This window comes from Peribacillus sp. N1 (genome assembly GCF_054600815.1).
In genome coordinates, this window is record NZ_BAAHZO010000011.1 from 56,548 (window position 1) to 76,556 (window position 20,009).

Here is a 20,009-nt window from a genome sequence, read left to right on the forward strand (position 1 = left end):
ATCCTTAGTCGTTTTTTTAGTTGGGATCTACCATCATCAGGAAAAATGACTTTCTTTCATTTTAGAGGGAGTTGCTTGATCAAAATTAATCTGACTATTGTAGGTTTTTTCAACGGGACAAACCATGCGGGGGGACTTTTCAAAGCTAAGAAATAATCGTCATATGTAATCTCCTTATGTTAAGTTATTTGACATGGCCTCTACCACGCTTCAACATTATACAGTAAAACGTAAAACTGTACATTGTTAGCAACGTTAACATTTGTTTACAACTTTTTGCATATTTTTACATTTATATTACAATCCGGGACCATGTTTCCAGTCTAGTTAATTTGAAGCCGGAGATTCAGACTATGAATCAGGAGGTTTGAACTTTGGACTAATTCCCCATACCGGAAAACTTGATTAATGGCCAATAGAAAAAGCATGTTTTGAGAAAGATTGCTCAAAACATGCTCTATAAAAACTCAAGGCTCTATATAAGTTTTCTTTCAGTTTACAGCTCTTCTCCTCTCGTCTCGATAATATGTTTATACCAATGAAACGACAGCTTCTTTTTCCGGTTTAACTGATCATGATGATCCACATAAATAAATCCGTATTGCTTCTTATACCCGTTTAACCAACTTAATAGATCAATGACAGACCATGCGTAATATCCTTTTAAATGTATGCCTTCGTTGATTGCCCGCTTAATCACTTTTAAGTGCTCCTCAATATATTTAATACGGGGAACATCCACTATTTCACCATCGATAATCGGATCCTCATCACCAAGTCCGTTTTCTGTAACATACATTTTAATATCACCATAACGCTCTTTTAACATATGCAGCCCATCTAAGAATCCTTGAGGTGAGATTTCCCAGCCCCATTTTGTATATGTTTTATCTTCCATTTTCACGGTCCGATAAAAGCCATCAAAAGACGGGTTTCCTGGAGCTAGAGTGGATGTTTCTCTTGAATGCTCCATGTTTGAAATGACTTCCCCATTTTTTTCCACACGAATGGGCTGGTAATAATTGAGTCCGATAAAATCATTTTTCCCCGCATTTCTTTTTAGCGTATCCAGTTCTTCTTCGGTCCAGCTTGGTGTCCAGCCTTTCTCCTTTAATTGCTCAACCACATAAGCTGGATATTCACCTTTTAAAATTGGGTCATAATACCAAAAAGTTTCATATTCATTGGCATGCCTAGCAGCTAATACATTCTCATGTTTGTCATCAATACTATAAGCTGGCAGGAATACATGGGTAATCCCAATTTCACCGTAATGATTCAGTGCCTTGTATACCTCTACCGCTTTGGCATGTGCATAAAAAACGTAATGTGTCGCTTGAAAGTATTTATTTTCATCGTTTTGGATTCCAGGCGGGTGCGCTCCTTTTAAATACCCTAAACCGCAAAACATAACCGTTTCATTAAACGTGATCCAATGTTTGACGCGGTCTCCGAATGCGCGAAAACAAATCTCCGCATACTTGACGAATGCTTCAGCTGTTCGCTTATTCGTCCATCCCCCATCTTGTTCAAGCGTCAAAGGCAAATCCCAATGATACAGCGTAACAAATGGAACAATCCCATATTTTAAACATTCATTAATAACATTATTATAAAATTCCAAACCTTTTTCATTGATTTCCCCGTCACCGGTTGGCAAAATACGTGCCCATGAAATGGAAAACCGATATGATTCAAGTCCCATCTCTGCCATTAATTTAATATCTTCTTTGTAACGATGATAATGGTCTATCGCTACATCACCGTTTGTACCTTCATATGTTTTCCCCGGTATCTTCGAGAAGACATCCCAATTCGTTATACCTTTACCATCTTCATCCCATGCTCCTTCTATTTGAAAAGAAGCGGAAGCTGCTCCTAATAAAAAATCGTGTGGAAACTTCAATTATAACCCTCCATTTCATACCCTCTTATTAAATTTATAATAATATATTTTATTCATTGGCACAAATATTAATTTTTAATTCACGTAAAACATAAGCCTTAAAGATAGTATTTACTATCAGGGAATGATTAAATCCAGAATTCTGCTGAATCAACCTCTCTTTTTCTAGCTGTAGATGATTGATTTATAGTTTCATATGAACATATACAAAAACCCGTCCACCTAAGGAGGACGGGTTACACATATATTCAAGGCAATCACTCCACAACCGGGAGCCAACCTTTTATCCCAATCAACTTTTCCCAAAGCGGATCTGGAATGACCAGTTCATCCTGATCTTTCTTTGAAAGAGTGGTCCGTATTTCCGCTTCTTTTCCAGACCTGATTTTTTCAATCCAATGCGGTTCCATAAGAAGTTCACGGCCAAGGGCGATAAAAGGGACACCCGTTTCCATAGCTTCCGCAACTTCATCGGGTGTATGCAGTGAGCCTACACCGACAACAGGGATACGATTACCTACTTTATCGTAAATTTTGACGATGCGTGACTTTGTCCTATCACTCTCGCGGAATGAGCCATTCCAGAAGTGGCCTACCGATATATGTAGATAATCCAGGTTTTGATTCGCTAATCTATCAACGAATTGAATCGTATCATCTAATGTGATTCCAGGATTGCTGCCTTCTTCAGGAGAAAGGCGGTAGCCGATGATAAACGGCTTTTTCGCATGCTCAGCAACCGTTTTCTCGACTTCATTCACAATGGTAAGCGGGAAAATCAATCGTTTTCCCAGTGTTCCACCCCAGTTATCCGTACGACGGTTCGAGTGTGGCGAGAAGAATTGCTGCAGCAAGTACGTATTGGCACCATGGATTTCCACACCATCGAATCCTGCTTCGATTGCCCTTCTTGTTGCTTCTCCAAATGCCTTAATAATGTCTTGTATTTCATCTTCACTCATTTCCCGCGGTACAGGTGCTTCCTCGCTGGAAGCGATGGCACTTGCAGAAACAGGTTGGTTATCAGGCAATAATTCCGGCGGACTTTGCCGGCCTCCATGATATATTTGCAGGATCGCTTTTGAGCCGTTGGACTGAATCGTTTCGGCTAGTTTTCTCAAGGAAGGGATAAAGAAATCGTCATCTGCACTAAGTTGGCCTGGGAATCCCTTGCCTCCAGCAGATACATAGGCACATGCCGTGACCACCGCACCTACACCAGCCGAGCGTTCAGCGTAATAGGCCAGTTCATCATCGGTTACAACGCCTTGATCATCTGAAGAATAAGTGGTCATAGGAGCCATCATGATACGATTTTTCACTTCTACCCCTGATGGAAATATATATGGTTGAAAAATCTTTTCGTATTTTTGATTCATGCCAATCCTCCCCCTTTACTCTTAGTGGTGATGATGTCCGTGCGGTTCTTTAGAAGGATTCGTGATTTCAAAGCCTTCTTCAGGTACATAAAAATATTTAATCCAGACACCATCCAGAAATTCTTCACGTGAATCAAGCAAAATATCGATTTCTTTATCTGTTTTGACGATTTCATCATGCTCTGCCGGTGTATCCAGCTTCATGTCATAATGGGCATGATCACCATGCATATGGGTGATATATACACGAATCATTTTCCCTTCGGCTTCTTCAGTGCTCAGCATTTTTTGTAAGACCTTTGCTGCATTGCGATTTATTTTGCAATTCATGTCCATTCCTCCAACAATAAAATTATCCCTGTACTGAATTCTACCCAATTAAGGGTTATCAGTAACATCCATTTTCCCCCTTCATGATTGGCCATGTACTCGGTCTGAAGGAAAGACGATGCCGATTTGCTTTCTTGCTTCATCCATGATTTCCATGGTCAACAATGAATTCGAATATGAATTAATATCGGATTCCATTTTCCCCTGCTGTATCAAATCAACAAATTCTTTCGCTTCATAATACATGGTAGGCATATCCTGTTTAACAGAAATATTTTCAGTGGTTCCATCCCGATACTGAATATCCACCGCTTGCGGTCCTGAAATTTTCTGAATGATGATGCTTCCAAGTTCACCTTGAATTTCCGATGGCAAATTGGATTCAGTAATTTTGGAAAACATGACGACTGCCTCCATTTCATCATATGAAAGCAGAATCGTTCCCTGCCCATCAACTCCTGATTCAAGCATCGTACCTGATGCCTGCACCTTATTCGGTTTACCGAACAGTACAACAAGTGGATAGAGGACGTAAATGCCTAAATCCATTAAAGAGCCACTGGAGAATTCCGGATTGAATGCATTCAGCACAGTTCCTTGTTTATATGAATCGTAGCGTGATGAATATTGGCAAAAGCTTCCCGAGAAACGCCTAATCTTCCCGATTTTATCCAGATTCCCTTTTATACTTTCGAAATTCGGCATGATGGTCGATTTCATAGCTTCCATCAATAGCACATCATTTTGTTTTGCTGCCTCAATCATATCCCTTACTTCTGCCGCATTCGAGGCCATTGGTTTTTCACATAATACATGTTTTTTATTTTGTAAAAACAACACGGCTTGCCGGCAATGATGAGAGTTAGGGCTTGCTATATATACAGCATCGATTTCATCGCTGGCAGCCATTTCTTCTATATTCGTAAAAGTCGTATGTACTTCGTATTTATTGGCAAATTCCTTGGCTTTCTCTTCTGTACGTGAATACACGGCGGTTAAAGATAAATCCTCTACATGCTTAGCAGCCTCCAAAAATCGTTCCGTGATCCAGTTTGTACCTATTACCCCTAATCTTATCAACATCCTATCCCCTTTCAAGCTAACTTAATTATGTCCTCAATATACAGACATTTCACTGAAAAACAAAGTATAATGAACAACCGCAATTGTTTAAATTGGATTTTTTAGGCAATATTCGTTTATAATTTTTCTATATTACCACTGCCATGATGTTTCTACATACTCCCAAATTGGGAATAGAAGACTTAAAAGGAGCGTGTGAAGTTTATGACAGAATTAATGAAAAACAAAGTTGCCATCATTACCGGTGGAGGATCGGGAATTGGCCGGGGCGCTGCACTGAAACTAGCTGAAAACGGCGCGAACATCATCTTTTTTGATCGTACAGTCGAAAATGCCGAAAAAGTGAAGGAAGAAGTGGAGAACCTTGGCCGAGAGGCTTTAATCATTAAAACGGATGTTTCCAAGGCTGAGCAAGTTGAACATGCCTACAAGACGGCCTATGAACATTTTGGAAAAATTGATTTTGTATTTGCAAACGCAGGCATCAACGGAGTGATTGCCCCTATAGAAGACATAAAGCCAGAAGATTGGGATCAGACACATACCATCAACCTCAAAGGCACCTTTCTCACCATCAAATACGCCATTCCCTACATGAAGGAAACAGGCGGCAGCATCGTAATCAACAGCTCCATCAATGGAAACCGATATTTCAAGAATTTTGGTTTTTCCGCTTATAGTTCATCCAAAGCTGGTCAAGTCGCTTTCGGAAAAATGGCTGCACTCGAATTGGCAAGATATAAAATCAGGGTAAATACCATTTGTCCCGGCTCCATCGATACGAACATTCACGATAACACATTCCCGGAAGATGAAAACTTAAAAAAAATCACGATTCCCATTGAATATCCGCAAGGCTCCCAGCCCCTGGCGAAGAAAGCGGGAACTACCGAACAAGCGGGTGATCTCGTATTGTTTCTAGCATCAGACATGTCCTCACATGTTACGGGTACGGAAGTTTATATCGATGGAGCAGAATCACTTTTATGATTCATACTTACCCCCTTAAAGGAAAAAGCTGAAACCCACATCAGGATTTCAGCTTTTTTACTTTTTAAGCAACTCGCCTTAATCCGCGACGGGCAAGGAGTAAATAAGCGAACATGGCGATGACATGACAACTTACCATCACAATTCCCATCGGCAAGGGTGACTCACCTGAACCTAATCCCACCAAGGGAGCCATTAGTGATCCCAATATGAAGGGAAGCAGGCCTATTAAAGCCGAAGCACTGCCTGCTGTTTTTTTCTGATTTTGCATCGCTAAAGAGAAACTCGTTGTACCAACAATACCGACGCTGGAGACAGAGAGGAATAAAGCGACCAAGATTCCTGCCAACCCCATTTCAAGAAGAACTGTGGCAAGAAGTAATATCCCCCCAAACAAGGCTAGGCATAATCCCATTTGAAGCAGTTTTTCTTCTTTAATCTTCCCAGCAAGCTTCCCGGCAACTTGTGAAGCGATGATGATCCCAATTCCGTTTATTGCAAAAATCAGGCTGAAGGTCTGTGGGGAAACCCCATAAATGTTCTGGAGAACAAAAGGCGATCCGGAAATATAAGCGAACATTGCAGCACTTATGAATCCTTGTGCAAAAGCATAGCCCATAAACACACGATCCTTCAATAAGTTCCCAAAAGTCCTGACTGTATCGTTTACCCCACCGGCACTCCTGAGATTAGACGATAAAGTTTCCTTTATCCCAAAAAATGCAGCCGCAACCATAATGATACCTAATACTGAAATGACAATGAAAACTCCCCGCCAAGAAGTGAACTGCAAAAGTTGACCGCCAAAAACCGGAGCCAATATCGGTGCCGCCCCATTCACAAGCATTAACATGGAGAAGAACTTGGTCAAATCCGTTCCTGAAAAAAGGTCACGAACTATGGCCCTTGAAATGACAATGCCTCCCGCTCCTGCAATACCTTGGATAAAACGTAATAATAAAAGCAATTCAATGGTTGGAGCAAAAGCGCATAACAGAGATGAAATGCAATAAATGGATAAAGATATGACTAACGGTGTCCGCCTTCCTTTTGCATCACTTAGAGGCCCTAAATAAATTTGGCCCAAAGCCAATCCTAACAAGCAGGCAGTCAAGCTCAGCTGCGCTAAAGAAGTACTGCTATTCAGATCCTCTGCCAGTGTAGGGAGACCTGGTAAATACATATCAAGTGACAGTGGTCCAATCGCTGCAAAAGACCCCAGCATAAGAGCCATCAACAGCCTTTTGGATTTAGTCATTTCGTTGCCTGATGATATCGTTTCCTTCATTTCAATCATTATTACCCCTATCCCTTTCAACTAATTGTTTTTCCTAAATAAAACTCGACTTTCTTTATTTTACAAAAGATCGGCACAATTTACGATAAGAATGCTTCACTCGAATTCGTTTCTTCCATTCTGCATTCAATTAAGCATTAATGTGAGGATAAAGGAAAACTTTTAACGGACAAAACGATTCTCACCTTCGGATGCAACTCCATTTGAGCGTTATTTTCAGCTTCGGTTAAAAGAATCCAATAAAAAATGACCCCATTTTGGAGTCATTCCAGATTGTAGACATACTCGAAATAAAGCGAGTTTGCCTGCCATTTTTTATTTAAAAAACGTTGCAGTTGATTTCAGCCGGAGCACTTTTCACCATCTATACCGGACGTTTTTTGTTATCCGGAGCTTCTCCTCGGCCGTCCACGTATTTATCCGACCTACACCCCACTTTATTCGACCGTTCACGTATTTATCCGACCTACAACGCTCTTTATTCGACCGTTCACGATTTTATCCGACCTACAACGCTCTTTATTCGACCGTTCTCATATTTATCCGACCTACAACGCTCTTTATTCGGCCGTTCACGATTTATCCGACCTACAACGCACTTTTCGGTCGTTCACGATTTTTTCGACCTTTACCTCACTCCGAAGCATTTATTTTAAGATTCACGGATTAAATCCGCTCCCCATTCCGCCGACCGTCTGTCCAGTTCATCAATTTAGTAGGTTTTATCCTATAAAACGGTCAAAACTCAAGGTGTCTAATCAAGTCTCGTTTTAAAATCGTAATAGGGATTCGGGATGTGACCATTCCAAATCCCTTTTAGGGTCATTTTGATTTATTCAACACTACTAAATTACGGGGAGTATCACCAGATAACCCCTCCATCAAGTTTTGTACAGCTAAAGCAGCCATTTTCAATCTAGTGGCAATGCTGGCACTGCCGATATGCGGCAATGTAACCACATTGGGCAATGTTAGCAGTGGGTGGTCCACAGGGACGGGCTCTTCTTCGAATACATCCAATCCAGCCGCCCAAATCTCTCGACTCTCCAGCGCCTGGTACAATGCTTTTTCATCGATAATCCCGCCTCTTGCGGTATTTATGAGCACAGCTGTCCCTTTCATTAATTCAAGCTGCTCCTTGCCAATCATGTAAGTGGTTTCCGGTGTGAGCGGCAGCATGACACAAACGAAATCCGAGATTTGGAGCAATTTTTCAAGAGGCTGATATTCGATTCCTAATGTATTTTCCTGTTCATATTTACGGCTTCGATTAAAATAAACTAAGTTCATATCGAACCCTTTAGCTCTTTTGGCAAGGGCTTCCCCAATCCTGCCTAACCCGATGATACCCAGCGTTGCACCGTGTACATCTTGTCCGGTCAACTGCATCGGCGACCAGGTTTCCCACTTTCCGCTCCTTAAATAATCTTCAGCCTCCATCAACCTTCTCGCCGTTGCAAGCAGTAAGCCGAAGGTTAAATCAGCTGTCGTTTCCGTTAAAACCCCCGGTGTGTTCGTTACCATGATGCCCCGTTTTGTTGCACTTTGAACATCAATATTATTATGGCCCACTGCCATATTCGCGATGATTTTCAGATTAGGCGCCTGTTCAATCAGTGACTCATCGATTTGTTCCGTCAATAAGCAAAGCAGTCCCTCTACTTCTTTCATTTCTTCTTCAAGGACTTCTCTAGGGACCGGTATATCCTCTTGATCCCACATCCTGACATCATAATTTTGACTAAGACCTTCGATGATTTGTCCTGGCAATTTCCTTGTAATATAAATTTTTTGCTTCAAACCCTAAACCTCCCATACCGTTTCGTTCCATGAAACGCATTTTTGCACCTTTTGTCGTCTTCAGTTTTTTTACACAAAAATAATTAAAAGAATATTGGCTAATTTACTGGCTTGTTTATTCAATTTTAAAATAAACTAGATAAATAGACCATTCATTTCCAATCAATCTTACTATTAAATTTCTCGATTGCCTGTAAGCTTCCGCTTGACAGTTTCAGTTCATTCAATTAATCATAGAATAATAACCCTTTAAATCTATTCGGTCATTAGTAATTTTTCGCAATTTTCCAGATGAAGTTTATCTCGATTTAGGAGGATATGGGACGTTCATGAAAACGAATACAACATATAAAATTTATCCAATTATAGCTCCAAGCGCTTTATCTTTAAAAAGTATAAACTTTTATTTAGTTAAACAGGATGAATCTTTAACATTAGTCGATGCAGGTATGAATGATGACGTCTGCTGGAATGCACTGCAGCAAACATTAAACGAAAATGGATTTACCGTTGGAGATATAACGGAAATTTTATTAACCCATCACCATGGAGACCATGTTGGTTTGGTCAACCGGATTACCGAACTTCATCCGATTCCCGTTTATGCCCATTCTAAATCCATTCCCCGTTTAAAAAGGGACCCTGCCTTCTTAAGTATGAGAATTGAATTTTATCAGCAGCTTTACCATGAGATGGGCTGTGGTGAACTTGGAGATAAACAAGTGGCTTACCTATTCAACGCGGTCGATAATAATAAAGATCAAAAACTGAATGGTGACATCATCGCAATCACGGAAAAACAATTGCTGAATTTTGAAGTGATCGAATTTCCAGGGCATGCCCCGGATCAAATTGCATTCCTTGACAAAGAAGGAAAACGGCTTCTTGCCGGTGATTTATTGATTGAACATATATCAAGCAATGCCTTGATCGAACCTGATGAAAACGGTAATAGAATGCTGACCCTTGTAGATCATATCGATTCATTAAAACGATGTTTAGCATTACAGGTGAATCTCCTCTTTCCTGGTCATGGTAACATCATTGAACAACCTGGTCATACGATTGAAAAAAGACTCAACAGCATAGAAAGAAAATCACAAAAGATCCTGGCCTTGATAGAATCCGGAATTTCTACAGGCAATGAACTGGCAAAGGAGTTTTACAAACAAAAGTATTTAACAGAATTCCCGCTCGTCATGTCAGAAATCATCGGCCATTTGGATTATTTAGAATATCAGGGGAAGGTCATGAAACAACTCGTTGAAGATGTAGTTCATTATCAAGCTAAATGACATTAAAAAAGGCTGAAATTGAAATCGTCCCCACTTAGTAGGGACTTTTTTGTGGAAAAATATACAAAATAATTGAATCTGAAATACATAGGCCTTTTTGGGTGTTTTAATTAATCTAACAGGAAATCGATTAGAATGTGAAGAATTTATTATCTGAATATTAAATATTTTCAGAATAGGGGATTTGATGTGAAAAGAAAATTTTTAAAGGTTTTAAGTTCAACAGTAGTAGCCGCAACTTTACTTGGCCCAAATTTCAGCTTAGCTGAAAGAGGACCAAATCCGACAGGTGGAACGAATCTTTCTACCGAAGCATTCCTTAATTATGACGAACTTGTAAAAGAATTAAATCAACTTGAGCAAGCGAGTGCAGGGAAAGTCAATGTCGAAGTGGCCGGAAAAACGAATCAGGGCCGTTCCATTCAAAAAGTGACTGTCGGTCATGGTGACAAAGTCGTTCTTATTCAAAGTGAAATTCATGGAAATGAAAAAACAGGAACTGTCGCGTTATTGAACATTCTTAAAAACCTTGGTCAAAGTAACTCACCTGGGGTAAAGAAAGTACTTGATGAACTAACAATTGTTGCCATTCCAATGATGAACGTAGACGGCTCAGAGCTTGATCGTCGTGGAAATGAGATGAAATGGTCTGAAGTTGTAGGTAAATTCCCCCAACTTTCTAATGCAAAACCTACTTGGAACTATTACACTACTCCCAGATCAGGAGACGACTATGCTAGCAAACCGGGATTTGATGTTAATCGTGACTTCAATCCAGACCTAAATTATGTACCAAAGCCTCAAGACTTCCCGGGGGCATCTGAAAAGCCAGGCTGGTTTATTACCCCCGAAGCGCAAACGCTACGTGACACATATAAAGGGTTAAAATCGAAATTCGGGAAAGTGGATGTTTTTATCGATCTTCATCACCAGGGATTCCCATATATCGAAGGAACTGATGAGCGTGCAACTATGTCAATATCAGGAAAATTCGTTCCTAACCCAAGCACTCCAGAAGGTGCTAAATATGAAGAGTATGCAGATAATTTCAAATATGATTTCTCTCGTCAGTTGACACTTACTGCGTATAATGCACTGCAAGCAAAAGGGAATTCAGTTTTTACAAATATTTCATTATATGATCAATCTATTGACCTGCCAGGAACTGCTTTAGGGACGTTTGCTTTAAACGGAAGTGGGACGGTTCTATTTGAAGTTAGTGGTCAAACACAAAACTTTGGGCAAAAAAAGAATGGCCAGCTCGTAAAAACGGTTGAAACGGGGCTAATGGGTATTATCAATGGTGTAACAGATGGATCGGTTCATAATCTTAATCCATCAGACTATGAAAAAATTCCTGAAAGTTCATCTACACCCGGAATCTAGTCAATTTTGAAACTTAATTGTAAAGGCGGGCTTGTCCGCCATCTGGCACCGGTTGAATATCGAAGCCAGATGGCAGCAAAGCCCTTTTTATTTGTCTAATTGACAGGGGTAAGTCCATATCCAATTAAAGATTTCAGCCTTTTCTTGCTGAAGATACTCACACGCACACGACAATCTCTCTGGAAAAAATGCCTTTCCTGGCAACACAGCGATCGGCGATCTCAAATCCTGCTTCTTCAATCATATGATCCATCGTGTCGATCGTTACGACGACGACCTTGTCAGCAAAGCCCCTGGCATGTTTAAGGATCGATAGCTGATCTTCCGGTGTCGCATGTGTATATAAATTGTAGGGCATATCGATAATCGCTACATCATATTTACTGGTGACCTCCGAAATCGGACCTGTAGTTACATCACCTTCGAGTCCGAAATAGGCAATGTTCTCCCTGGAACCGTCGGTAACAAGCGGATTGATATCCCGGCCGACAATATTGATTCCCATCGACAATGCTTCTACCAATACCGTTCCAATTCCGCAACATGGATCAATTGCCTTCACTCCATCCGGATGCGGAACGGCTATGTTGGCAATGGCCCTCGCCACTCTTGTGCTTAGCGCTGTTGAATATTCACGGGGCTTTTTCATATGTTTTAACCAAACCGCTTCAGGTTTGACATACTTCCCGAAATACCAACGTCCGCCAAGGGTCACGATTCCAAAGACCTGATCAGGATTGCGTACATCGGCATTTCCCTGAATGTGCCAGCCAATCTCCCGTTCAATTTCACGCTGTCCATCATAATCTATTTTTGCTTCTTTATTCAAATCGTTAATTTTCACGAATAATACTTTGAACGTCGAATCAGGCAAATGGATATCCTTCACTTGCTCAACGATTTCGGATATGCTCTCCCCTTCAAACATCACTTCGACCCGACCTTTTATGAAAGGGCTCCTGCTCGGTTCAATTGCTATATCACTTTTCAAAATATCCCCTGAAGTCTCAAAGCCAAAGAACGAGCGCATCTCCATTTTAGATAATGAGCGTTCGTCAGGGGTGCATGTAAACGTATATATATATGCCGGTTTGCGGCTATGATTAGTCAATCCATTCCCATCCTTCATTACTTTAGATTATCTCTTTCTATCAAACATAGCTGTAATAGTATAGAAAAGCAAATGGAATCGTGCAGTAAAAAGCAGGAATGCTTATCATTCAACATTCCTGCTGTTATATTTTTCATTGTTCCATCACTAGCGGATAGGAATTATTAATCCAATTTATACAGCCGGCTATTTATATACTTTGCACGGGCCTCAATGAATTTCAGGATGAATTCGGGCTCATTATCAAATTTCACAATATCCCCCTTGATATATGGATCTTTTGTAATATATGGTCTTATTTGATCATGCATTTCCTGAATGATAGGTTTCATATAGCCCACGTTAAATTGATTGTTCAAAATCTCCTTAAGAAGTTCTTGGTATCGGACACGAAAACCCCTTACATCAAGGATTCTAGCAGTCAATGTATTGAACCCCTCAATTCCCACATAATCCTCTTCCATCACTCTCCCGTTAACATCCCTGCCCCATGTCGCATCATAATCCCATGGAATCATTTCAAAGAGTCCAGTTTCTCCATTTCGATACAAGGCATAGTTATGAACGAACCCATCATAGTTTTGTGTGAATATGACACCGGCCAGCCAGCGCAGGTATTTTTCGACATCGACATATTTTACAATTTCCTTTTCAAATTCCACTCTTGAAATTGTATTGATTTGAAGAATTAGCTCTTGTAAATATAATTCATCTTTTTCTGTTCCGCATTTTTTTTGATAGCCCATCTCCAATGATTTTTTGATTCCTTTATCCAAATCGCTCATCAATGAGAAATTGGCATCACCATCCACTGCATAGAAAATGGCCCCCTTTGGCAGACCCCTTTTCTTCAAATAATATTCATCCACCGATTCCAATTCCAGGTATATCCCTTCGTCTTTTCCGTTCAGGTTCAGAAAAACGAACTGGGAGTTCGGTGATAAGGTTCCTATATCCGAAAAAAAGTCTAAAGATAATTTATTTCTTAATAAAGATTTATCTTTATATTCGGCATTTAAATGAACTTCCTTGGCACTCTTAAAAGTATTAGGTTTATAAAAGACTACATTATAGGATTTTTTGCGAAAACCACGGATATGAGAGCCACGGTAAACAATATCAATATCAAGTTTTTTTCTGTTAAGTGTTAACTTTGCCGGTAAAGGATCATTGCACCATATATCTCTGCGAAGTTCCATTAAATTAACTGGTGAAATAAAAAGCTGGTACACAGGCAGCTTCTGGTCAGAATCCATATAACCCTTCCCTTCACTTTCACTTTCATATTAAATTATGAAAAAAAGCGAGGGGTGTCACCAAAAACAAATTTTATTAAAAATTGTGCTATTATCTCTGGCATATTACGTACAAACGCATAGTTTACGAATAGAAAGGAGGATATATAAATATGTCTGACATCATTCGAAATATACAAAATGCGGTGGATAGAGCCAATTCCTTCGGGTTAGGCGATTTCATGTATAATGACCCATGTTCAAAAGGCCGTTCTTCACGAAAAAACAACAATAATAGGCGAACTTCCCGTAGAAGCACTAAACGTTGCACGAGCAGGAATCGGTCCACTTCCGGCACGCAAAGACGCTCTTGCTGGAAACGGAGATCTACATGCAGCACACAAAGGCGCACTAGCAGGAGGAGGTCCACTTGCAGCACACAAAGGCGCACTAGCAGAAGGAGGTCCACTTGCCGTACGCAAAGGCGCACTAGCAGAAGGAGGTCCACTTGCCGTACGCAAAGGCGCACTAGCAGGAGGAGGTCCACTTGCCGTACGCAAAGGCGCACTAGCAGGAGGAGGTCCACTTGCAGCAGACAACGGCGCTCCAACAGAAACCGGTGTTCGTCCAACCACTGCAGTTGGCTTTGCGGCAATAACTTTCGCAATAAACGGAAAAGGTGCTTCTAGTTTCATGGTACCGTTTTAATTACAACTAATATTTTTTTACTGGATTATTAAGCTTTACTTTAAAGTACAATTTCTATAAAAAAACACAAACTCGTCCTATAGGTAGGGGCGAGTTTTGTGTTTTTCACGATCGTTAAATCCAGTCAAATGTCCCCTTCCTTAAACAATAAAAAAGGATCCTACCCTTTTACATACGGTAGGATCCTTCAAGTTTCGCTTATTTAACGGAGACCAATTCGAACTGTGCATACACATCCTTCAGCCCTGCTTGAATGGCTTGACCAGCCTTCCCACGATAATGCATTTGCACACGATCAATCAATTCTTCGATACCATCTTTCAGGCAATAACCACGCAGCAGCTGACGAATGAATTCCCTTCCATGTTCTGTAGCAAGTGTACATGAAGCCTCGACTATTACTCCATATTTAAAGTCAAGCTCTACCGTGATGGTGATGGAATCATATATATTTCTCGCTGCCATCCCTTGTGGAAGCTTTGCATGCCCTGCAATAAAGTATGTGTTCATCATCTGATCTCCTCTATCTATAGTTAATGTACGGAAACCTGCTCGAAGGGCCATGCAGGCAATTGCTTACGAAGCTCTTTATCTTGTCTGTAGCCAAGTGCGTATTCACCCTGCATTACAGTATGAATCTCACGGGTTCCTTCATAAATGACCGGAGCTTTTGAATTCCGCAGAAAACGTTCCACTGGATATTCATCCGAGTAGCCATAGGCACCATGAATTTGAACAGCATCATTGGCAGCTTCGTTTGCAGCATTACATGATATCCACTTGGCAAGCGATGTTTCCTTCGTATTCCTTTTTCCTTGATTTTTTAAGGTACCCGCTTTAAAAACGAGCAATCTGGAAATCTCTAAATTTGCGGTCATCTTGGCAATCATCTGTTGAACGAGCTGATGCTTGCCAATCTCTTTTCCGAATGTGCTTCTTTCATGGCAATACTTCAAGCTTGCTTCAAGGCTTGCTTCTATTAACCCTACAGCACCTGCGGCCACTGTAAACCGGCCGCTGTCCAATGCCGACATGGAAATTTTAAAGCCCTCACCTTCTTCACCAAGCCTATTCTCCACTGGAACTTTTACATCCGTTAAAAAGATTTCGCCTGTATTCCCGGCACGAATTCCCAATTTCCCTTTAATGGCTTTCGACTCCACTCCCTCGAAAGTCCGTTCCACAATAAAAGCAGTGATGCCCCTTGAACCGGCATCATGATCCGTCTTGGCGAAGATAAGGAAATGATCTGCATAATCACAGAGCGAAATCCATGTTTTAGACCCGTTCAAGATATAGTGGTCCCCAACACGTTTTGCCGTTGATTTCATTGCAGCAACATCAGACCCTGCATTCGGTTCAGTCAGACCAAAAGCACCTATCTTGATCCCCTTTGCCTGCGGTACTAAATATTTCTGTTTTTGTTCTTCCGTCCCCCATTGCAGCAGGGTCATGCTATTCAACCCTGTATGTACCGAAACTGCAGTACGGTAAGCCGTATCGCCTCGCTCCAGCTCCTCACAAACGATGGCCAGGGTATTATAATCCATTCCGACTCCGCCATACTCTTCTGGTATACAAACGCCCATCAACTGCAATTCCGCTAATCTTTTTAAAATATGTGGCTGGAATTGACCTTGCCTATCCCACTCTTGAATGTAAGGGATAATTTCCTTATCGACAAATTTCCTTACCACTTTCTTCACGCTTTGCTGCTCTTCTGTTAATTCGAAATTCATCATTAAAATTCCTCCTAAATAATTTTATTTTCTTTGAATTTGCTTATTTGGTCTGTACTATATCCAATATCAGCCAAAATGGAATCGGTGTGCTCACCATAGAGCGGCGGATGCTTTCTCATCGTAACCGGCGTTTTTGAAAGGTTCAGGGGAGATCCCGTCACTCTAAGCTCTTCGATTGTGGGATGCTCCATGCTCACCAACATGCCTCTTGCGATGATTTGCGGATCCTCGAACATCTCTGCTATATCATTGATTGGACCATTGGGTATCCCTGCATCATCAAACAGCCTTTTCCATTCCTTCTTTGTCTTTCCTTCCAACAAATCCTCTATTATCGGTATTAAGACTTCCTTGTTTTGCAAACGTTTTTCATTATGCTTAAACTGTTCCTGCTGGGCTAAATCAGGTCTGCCTATAACGGTTGAAAACCTTCTGAACTGATCATCATTTCCTACTGCAACGACAAGCTCTCCATCGCTTGTCCGGAATGTCTGGTATGGAACGATATTGGGATGCTGGTTACCCATTCTTTCAGGGGTCAAGCCACTGAATAAATAGTTGCTGGCGACATTCACCAATGAAGAAACCTGACAATCCATTAACGAAATATCAATTTCCTGACCTTCCCCCGCTTTATCCCTATGATGTAAAGCGGATAAAATGCCAATGCATGTATACAAGCCCGTCAATATGTCAGCTATGGCCACCCCGACCTTCACGGGACTCCCATCTTTTGCTCCTGTGATGCTCATCAAACCACTCATCGCTTGAATGATATAGTCATAGCCAGGCAAATCCTTATAAGGTCCTGTTAAACCAAATCCCGTAATCGAGGCCAAGATCAGTTTGGGGTTCATTTCCTTTAAATCCTCATAACCTAACCCCATTTTTTCCAATGTGCCCGTCTTGAAATTTTGGATCACTATATCCCCTGAAGCCACTAACTTCCGGAAAATCTCTTTCCCTTGTTCCGACTTTAAATTCAAGGTCATGCTTTGCTTATTTCGATTGGCACATAAATAGTAAGCGCTTTCTCCTTGGGCGAATGGCGGACCCCATCCTCTCGTTTCATCACCTGATTCATGATGCTCGATTTTAACAACATCGGCACCCAAATCACCGAGAATCATTGAACAAAACGGCCCCGCCAAAACACGGGATACATCGATAATCCTGACTCCCTCCAAAGCTCCATTCATATCATCACCCCTTTCAAACTGTCGGGATACACAAAAAAGAGCCAGTAAAACCAACAATGTCATTACATTGAATGTTTCACTGACCCTTATCCACGAACTGTCTTCCTGCAAAGGAAGATCAAGTGAACCAAGTCAATTTTTATAGATTCCAGTTTTATAACAAGCCGGCCATGCAACAAGGTAACTTGTTGTCATCGGTTTGGTAAATTAAGTATAGTGCCATTTTTTGAATTTTGCAATAATTTTGTATCGGTGTTTTTATTACTTCCTCTGAAATACTCTGTAGCATACCTCCCGTTAATATAAAAATACTTCCAGTAGTAATCGGAATTGCCTTTATTCGTGAGGCATGTGATGATTGAATATGCATAGTGTCAATATTTGAATTATACATAAATATCAATTATCGCTCGCTAGACTAGGAAAAATGAAAGGGAGATGGCGATATGGACAATAAAAAAGCGGAAATAATCGAAGCGATCAAGAAATACCACACAATCATCATTCATCGCCATGTTAATCCGGATCCGGATGCATTGGGATCACAAATCGGTTTAAAGAGGCTATTGAAGCATTCCTACCCTTCTAAAGAAGTCTTTGCGGTAGGCGAAGAAGTGGATAAGCTTCTATTCATTGGTGATATGGATGTCATTTCCGATAACAAATACAAAGGTGCCTTAGTGATTGTTTGTGATACGGCCAACATTTCACGGATCAGTGATTCCCGCTACTATCAAGGGGACATGCTGATCAAAATTGACCACCACCCTGAATATGAACAATTCGGTGATCTTTCTTGGGTTGACCCTTCCTATAGCTCCGCAAGTGAAATGCTTGTTGATTTATTCTTGGAATTTCCAGTGGGCTTTGTCATGAATAAAGAAGCGGCTAAATCATTTTATGCAGGAATACTTAGTGATACAGGGAATTTCATGAATGGGAATACCACTCCGCGGACATTAAAGATGGTTTCACATTTAAGAACTTATAATATTCAGCCAGAAAGAATTCATAACAGTCTTAATGTAAAGGAAAAAAACGCTTCAAGACTTCAAAAAGACATCCTCATGAGCTTCAAGGTAACCGATAAAGGAGTAGCTTACTTCATTATTACCGAGGAACTTTTAAATATGTATGGCGTGGATCGACTCGAAGCTTCGAATTTAGTCAATACACTATCAAGTGTCAGGAGCAATAAAATTTGGGCTTTCTTCATCGAATATCCTTCTGAAATCCGTGTCAGGATACGTTCACGGAATATTCCCATCGCTTCAGTCGCACGTCAATTCAATGGAGGAGGACATTCACTGGCTTCAGGAGCTACCATCCATTCCTGGGAAGAGGTTGATCATGTTATCCAAGCATTGGATCAAGTCTGTCCATAACAGGGAGTTCATGACCTGCGATGTTTATATGCAAGAATATTTACCAGTTCAATTAAAACGGATTAATTCGTCCTTCGCCTGATTACAAAAAAAGCGCCAAAGCCAGGATGGCTGAGGCGCTTGCTTGTTTCAATTTATTTGGACACTTCTTGAAGAATTGATAAATCGATCATGCCTTTTATATCATTGCTAGGGATATAACCAGCTTCTTTGCTTATGTCGGCCATTTCCTGAATGACTTGCTCATTAACTTCGGTTGTCACTTCAAGGCGTGAAAATGCTGAAGCGACTTCTTCTTTACTTAATTCTTTTCCAGTCAGTTCCTTCAAATGCTTAATAACCAGTTCTTGGCTTTCTTCAGGGTTGTCTTGTATAAACTTCACCGATTTTTCATGCGCTTTCAAATAGGAAGCAGCGAGCCCCTTTCTATCCAAGAACTTCTGGCTTGCAGCCACTACCGTGTTAGGTGAATCTTTCCCCCAAGCAAATTGATCCCAGTCAAGCAGTAACTTTCCTTTTGCCTGGTTTTCCAATACATAACCCCAAGGTTCCTGGGTTGCTGCTGCATCGACTGATTTTTGGACAAAAAGGGCGGTTGTGTCTGCAGGTGCTGCCGCATACAGCTCAACTGTGCCCCCATTTGTAGTCGGTTTTAAGTCAACATCTTGAAGGGCCTTCCTAAGCATGACATCCTGTGTGCTTCCAATGACGGGAATCGCTACCTTTTTACCGCCCAAATCTTTTAAATCCGTAACCTTGCTGCCCTCGCTAGCAACAAGTACTGCACCTCCATTAACAGCCCCGGAGATCAAGTGGTATTCAGGGTTTTTCACGTAAAAGTTAAGCAATGGACCAGGACCGACCGTTCCGACATCAATGGCGTTTGTAGCCATTGCTTCCATGAATAATCCGCCATTTGCTACTGTTTTGGTTTCAATCTTAACATCTTTACCAAACTCTTCTTCGAAAAAGCCTTTTTCAAGTGCAATGATCGTTGCACTGTGGGTTAAGTTAGGAAAATACCCAATTTTCACGGATTTCCCCCCAGAACCTTCTCCTTCTTCATCATTACTGCTGGATTGAGTGCATCCGCTTACTATTCCGATTAACAATACCGACAGTATAAGGGCAAAAAATGATTTTTTCAGCATATCTTTCTCTCC

The 20,009-nt window shown here is 41.0% G+C and carries 17 protein-coding genes and 1 pseudogene; 6 read left to right on the forward strand and 12 right to left on the reverse strand.

Going from position 1 to position 20,009, the window contains the following annotated elements; translation table 11 throughout:
• Window positions 1–496 precede the first annotated feature (496 nt).
• From ACYP5M_RS25265 to ACYP5M_RS25280, 4 genes are all read right to left on the reverse strand, one after another.
• On the reverse strand, window positions 497–1,906 hold the full coding sequence (locus tag ACYP5M_RS25265) for a GH1 family beta-glucosidase (protein WP_434168946.1): 1,410 nt from the start codon (window positions 1,904–1,906) through the stop codon (window positions 497–499).
• A gap of 257 nt (window positions 1,907–2,163) precedes the next feature.
• Window positions 2,164–3,285 carry an NADH-dependent flavin oxidoreductase gene (locus ACYP5M_RS25270; protein WP_260356967.1) on the reverse strand — a complete coding sequence of 374 codons (1,122 nt, stop codon included), beginning with the start codon at window positions 3,283–3,285 and terminating at the stop codon, window positions 2,164–2,166.
• Window positions 3,286–3,306: 21 nt separating this feature from the next.
• On the reverse strand, window positions 3,307–3,615 hold the full coding sequence (locus tag ACYP5M_RS25275) for an iron-sulfur cluster assembly accessory protein (RefSeq protein WP_101224065.1): 309 nt from the start codon (window positions 3,613–3,615) through the stop codon (window positions 3,307–3,309).
• An 81-nt stretch (window positions 3,616–3,696) separates the two neighbouring features.
• Window positions 3,697–4,695, reverse strand: coding sequence for a Gfo/Idh/MocA family protein (locus ACYP5M_RS25280; RefSeq protein ID WP_434169626.1), 999 nt, complete (start codon window positions 4,693–4,695; stop codon window positions 3,697–3,699).
• Between the two features lie 207 nt (window positions 4,696–4,902).
• On the opposite strand from ACYP5M_RS25280, the gene ACYP5M_RS25285 reads away from it, so the two are divergent.
• Window positions 4,903–5,688, forward strand: a complete 786-nt coding sequence (locus tag ACYP5M_RS25285) for an SDR family oxidoreductase (RefSeq protein ID WP_101224066.1) — start codon at window positions 4,903–4,905, stop codon at window positions 5,686–5,688.
• A 64-nt stretch (window positions 5,689–5,752) separates the two neighbouring features.
• Here the strand turns inward: ACYP5M_RS25285 and ACYP5M_RS25290 are convergent, their stop codons facing one another.
• Both ACYP5M_RS25290 and ACYP5M_RS25295 read right to left on the reverse strand, forming a co-directional pair.
• Window positions 5,753–6,985 carry a multidrug effflux MFS transporter gene (locus ACYP5M_RS25290; RefSeq protein WP_434168943.1) on the reverse strand — a complete coding sequence of 411 codons (1,233 nt, stop codon included), beginning with the start codon at window positions 6,983–6,985 and terminating at the stop codon, window positions 5,753–5,755.
• 822 nt (window positions 6,986–7,807) lie between these two features.
• Window positions 7,808–8,785: a 2-hydroxyacid dehydrogenase gene (locus ACYP5M_RS25295; protein WP_434168941.1), complete on the reverse strand. Its 978-nt coding sequence runs from the start codon at window positions 8,783–8,785 to the stop codon at window positions 7,808–7,810.
• A 329-nt stretch (window positions 8,786–9,114) separates the two neighbouring features.
• Here ACYP5M_RS25295 and ACYP5M_RS25300 point away from each other — a divergent pair, with 329 nt between their 5' ends.
• Window positions 9,115–10,080 carry an MBL fold metallo-hydrolase gene (locus tag ACYP5M_RS25300; RefSeq protein WP_434168939.1) on the forward strand — a complete coding sequence of 322 codons (966 nt, stop codon included), beginning with the start codon at window positions 9,115–9,117 and terminating at the stop codon, window positions 10,078–10,080.
• Between the two features lie 189 nt (window positions 10,081–10,269).
• Window positions 10,270–11,466, forward strand: a complete 1,197-nt coding sequence (locus tag ACYP5M_RS25305; protein ID WP_230177670.1) for a M14 family metallopeptidase — start codon at window positions 10,270–10,272, stop codon at window positions 11,464–11,466.
• A 157-nt stretch (window positions 11,467–11,623) separates the two neighbouring features.
• On the opposite strand, the gene ACYP5M_RS25310 is transcribed toward ACYP5M_RS25305, so the two are convergent.
• A complete protein-coding gene (locus ACYP5M_RS25310; protein ID WP_101224070.1) occupies window positions 11,624–12,595 on the reverse strand; it encodes a TRM11 family SAM-dependent methyltransferase in 972 nt (323 codons plus the stop codon).
• 146 nt (window positions 12,596–12,741) lie between these two features.
• Window positions 12,742–13,833 carry a CotH kinase family protein gene (locus tag ACYP5M_RS25315; RefSeq protein ID WP_459735683.1) on the reverse strand — a complete coding sequence of 364 codons (1,092 nt, stop codon included), beginning with the start codon at window positions 13,831–13,833 and terminating at the stop codon, window positions 12,742–12,744.
• Window positions 13,834–13,985: 152 nt separating this feature from the next.
• Here ACYP5M_RS25315 and ACYP5M_RS25320 point away from each other — a divergent pair.
• Window positions 13,986–14,039, forward strand: a pseudogene (locus ACYP5M_RS25320) (hypothetical protein); the annotation flags it as partial.
• A 22-nt stretch (window positions 14,040–14,061) separates the two neighbouring features.
• Window positions 14,062–14,520 carry a hypothetical protein gene (locus ACYP5M_RS25325; protein ID WP_459735689.1) on the forward strand — a complete coding sequence of 153 codons (459 nt, stop codon included), beginning with the start codon at window positions 14,062–14,064 and terminating at the stop codon, window positions 14,518–14,520.
• 198 nt (window positions 14,521–14,718) lie between these two features.
• Here the strand turns inward: ACYP5M_RS25325 and ACYP5M_RS25330 are convergent, their stop codons facing one another.
• The 3 genes from ACYP5M_RS25330 to ACYP5M_RS25340 are packed head-to-tail and all read right to left on the reverse strand — an operon-like array spanning window position 14,719 to window position 17,461.
• Window positions 14,719–15,030: a DUF3870 domain-containing protein gene (locus ACYP5M_RS25330; RefSeq protein WP_048682993.1), complete on the reverse strand. Its 312-nt coding sequence runs from the start codon at window positions 15,028–15,030 to the stop codon at window positions 14,719–14,721.
• A gap of 23 nt (window positions 15,031–15,053) precedes the next feature.
• On the reverse strand, window positions 15,054–16,259 hold the full coding sequence (locus ACYP5M_RS25335; RefSeq protein ID WP_101224431.1) for an acyl-CoA dehydrogenase family protein: 1,206 nt from the start codon (window positions 16,257–16,259) through the stop codon (window positions 15,054–15,056).
• A 14-nt stretch (window positions 16,260–16,273) separates the two neighbouring features.
• Entirely contained in the window at window positions 16,274–17,461 is a 1,188-nt protein-coding gene (locus tag ACYP5M_RS25340) for a CaiB/BaiF CoA transferase family protein (protein ID WP_459735684.1), read from the reverse strand.
• A 446-nt stretch (window positions 17,462–17,907) separates the two neighbouring features.
• Here ACYP5M_RS25340 and ACYP5M_RS25345 point away from each other — a divergent pair, with 446 nt between their 5' ends.
• Window positions 17,908–18,846, forward strand: a complete 939-nt coding sequence (locus tag ACYP5M_RS25345) for a DHH family phosphoesterase (protein ID WP_459735685.1) — start codon at window positions 17,908–17,910, stop codon at window positions 18,844–18,846.
• A gap of 134 nt (window positions 18,847–18,980) precedes the next feature.
• Here ACYP5M_RS25345 and ACYP5M_RS25350 read toward each other — a convergent pair whose 3' ends face one another.
• Entirely contained in the window at window positions 18,981–19,997 is a 1,017-nt protein-coding gene (locus ACYP5M_RS25350) for an aliphatic sulfonate ABC transporter substrate-binding protein (RefSeq protein WP_459735686.1), read from the reverse strand.
• Window positions 19,998–20,009 lie beyond the last annotated feature (12 nt).

Bases quoted from the DNA above. Each gene is read 5' to 3' on its own strand.
- ACYP5M_RS25315 (WP_459735683.1), bottom strand. From the start codon at position 13,833: ATGGATTCTGACCAGAAGCTGCCTGTGTACCAGCTTTTTATTTCACCA.
- ACYP5M_RS25335 (WP_101224431.1), bottom strand. From the start codon at position 16,259: ATGAATTTCGAATTAACAGAAGAGCAGCAAAGCGTGAAGAAAGTGGTA.
- ACYP5M_RS25275 (WP_101224065.1), bottom strand. From the start codon at position 3,615: ATGAATTGCAAAATAAATCGCAATGCAGCAAAGGTCTTACAAAAAATG.
- ACYP5M_RS25270 (WP_260356967.1), bottom strand. From the start codon at position 3,285: ATGAATCAAAAATACGAAAAGATTTTTCAACCATATATATTTCCATCA.
- ACYP5M_RS25310 (WP_101224070.1), bottom strand. From the start codon at position 12,595: ATGAAGGATGGGAATGGATTGACTAATCATAGCCGCAAACCGGCATAT.
- ACYP5M_RS25345 (WP_459735685.1), top strand. From the start codon at position 17,908: ATGGACAATAAAAAAGCGGAAATAATCGAAGCGATCAAGAAATACCAC.
- ACYP5M_RS25350 (WP_459735686.1), bottom strand. From the start codon at position 19,997: ATGCTGAAAAAATCATTTTTTGCCCTTATACTGTCGGTATTGTTAATC.
- ACYP5M_RS25300 (WP_434168939.1), top strand. From the start codon at position 9,115: ATGAAAACGAATACAACATATAAAATTTATCCAATTATAGCTCCAAGC.
- ACYP5M_RS25290 (WP_434168943.1), bottom strand. From the start codon at position 6,985: ATGATTGAAATGAAGGAAACGATATCATCAGGCAACGAAATGACTAAA.
- ACYP5M_RS25285 (WP_101224066.1), top strand. From the start codon at position 4,903: ATGACAGAATTAATGAAAAACAAAGTTGCCATCATTACCGGTGGAGGA.
- ACYP5M_RS25330 (WP_048682993.1), bottom strand. From the start codon at position 15,030: ATGAACACATACTTTATTGCAGGGCATGCAAAGCTTCCACAAGGGATG.
- ACYP5M_RS25340 (WP_459735684.1), bottom strand. From the start codon at position 17,461: ATGAATGGAGCTTTGGAGGGAGTCAGGATTATCGATGTATCCCGTGTT.
- ACYP5M_RS25325 (WP_459735689.1), top strand. From the start codon at position 14,062: ATGACCCATGTTCAAAAGGCCGTTCTTCACGAAAAAACAACAATAATA.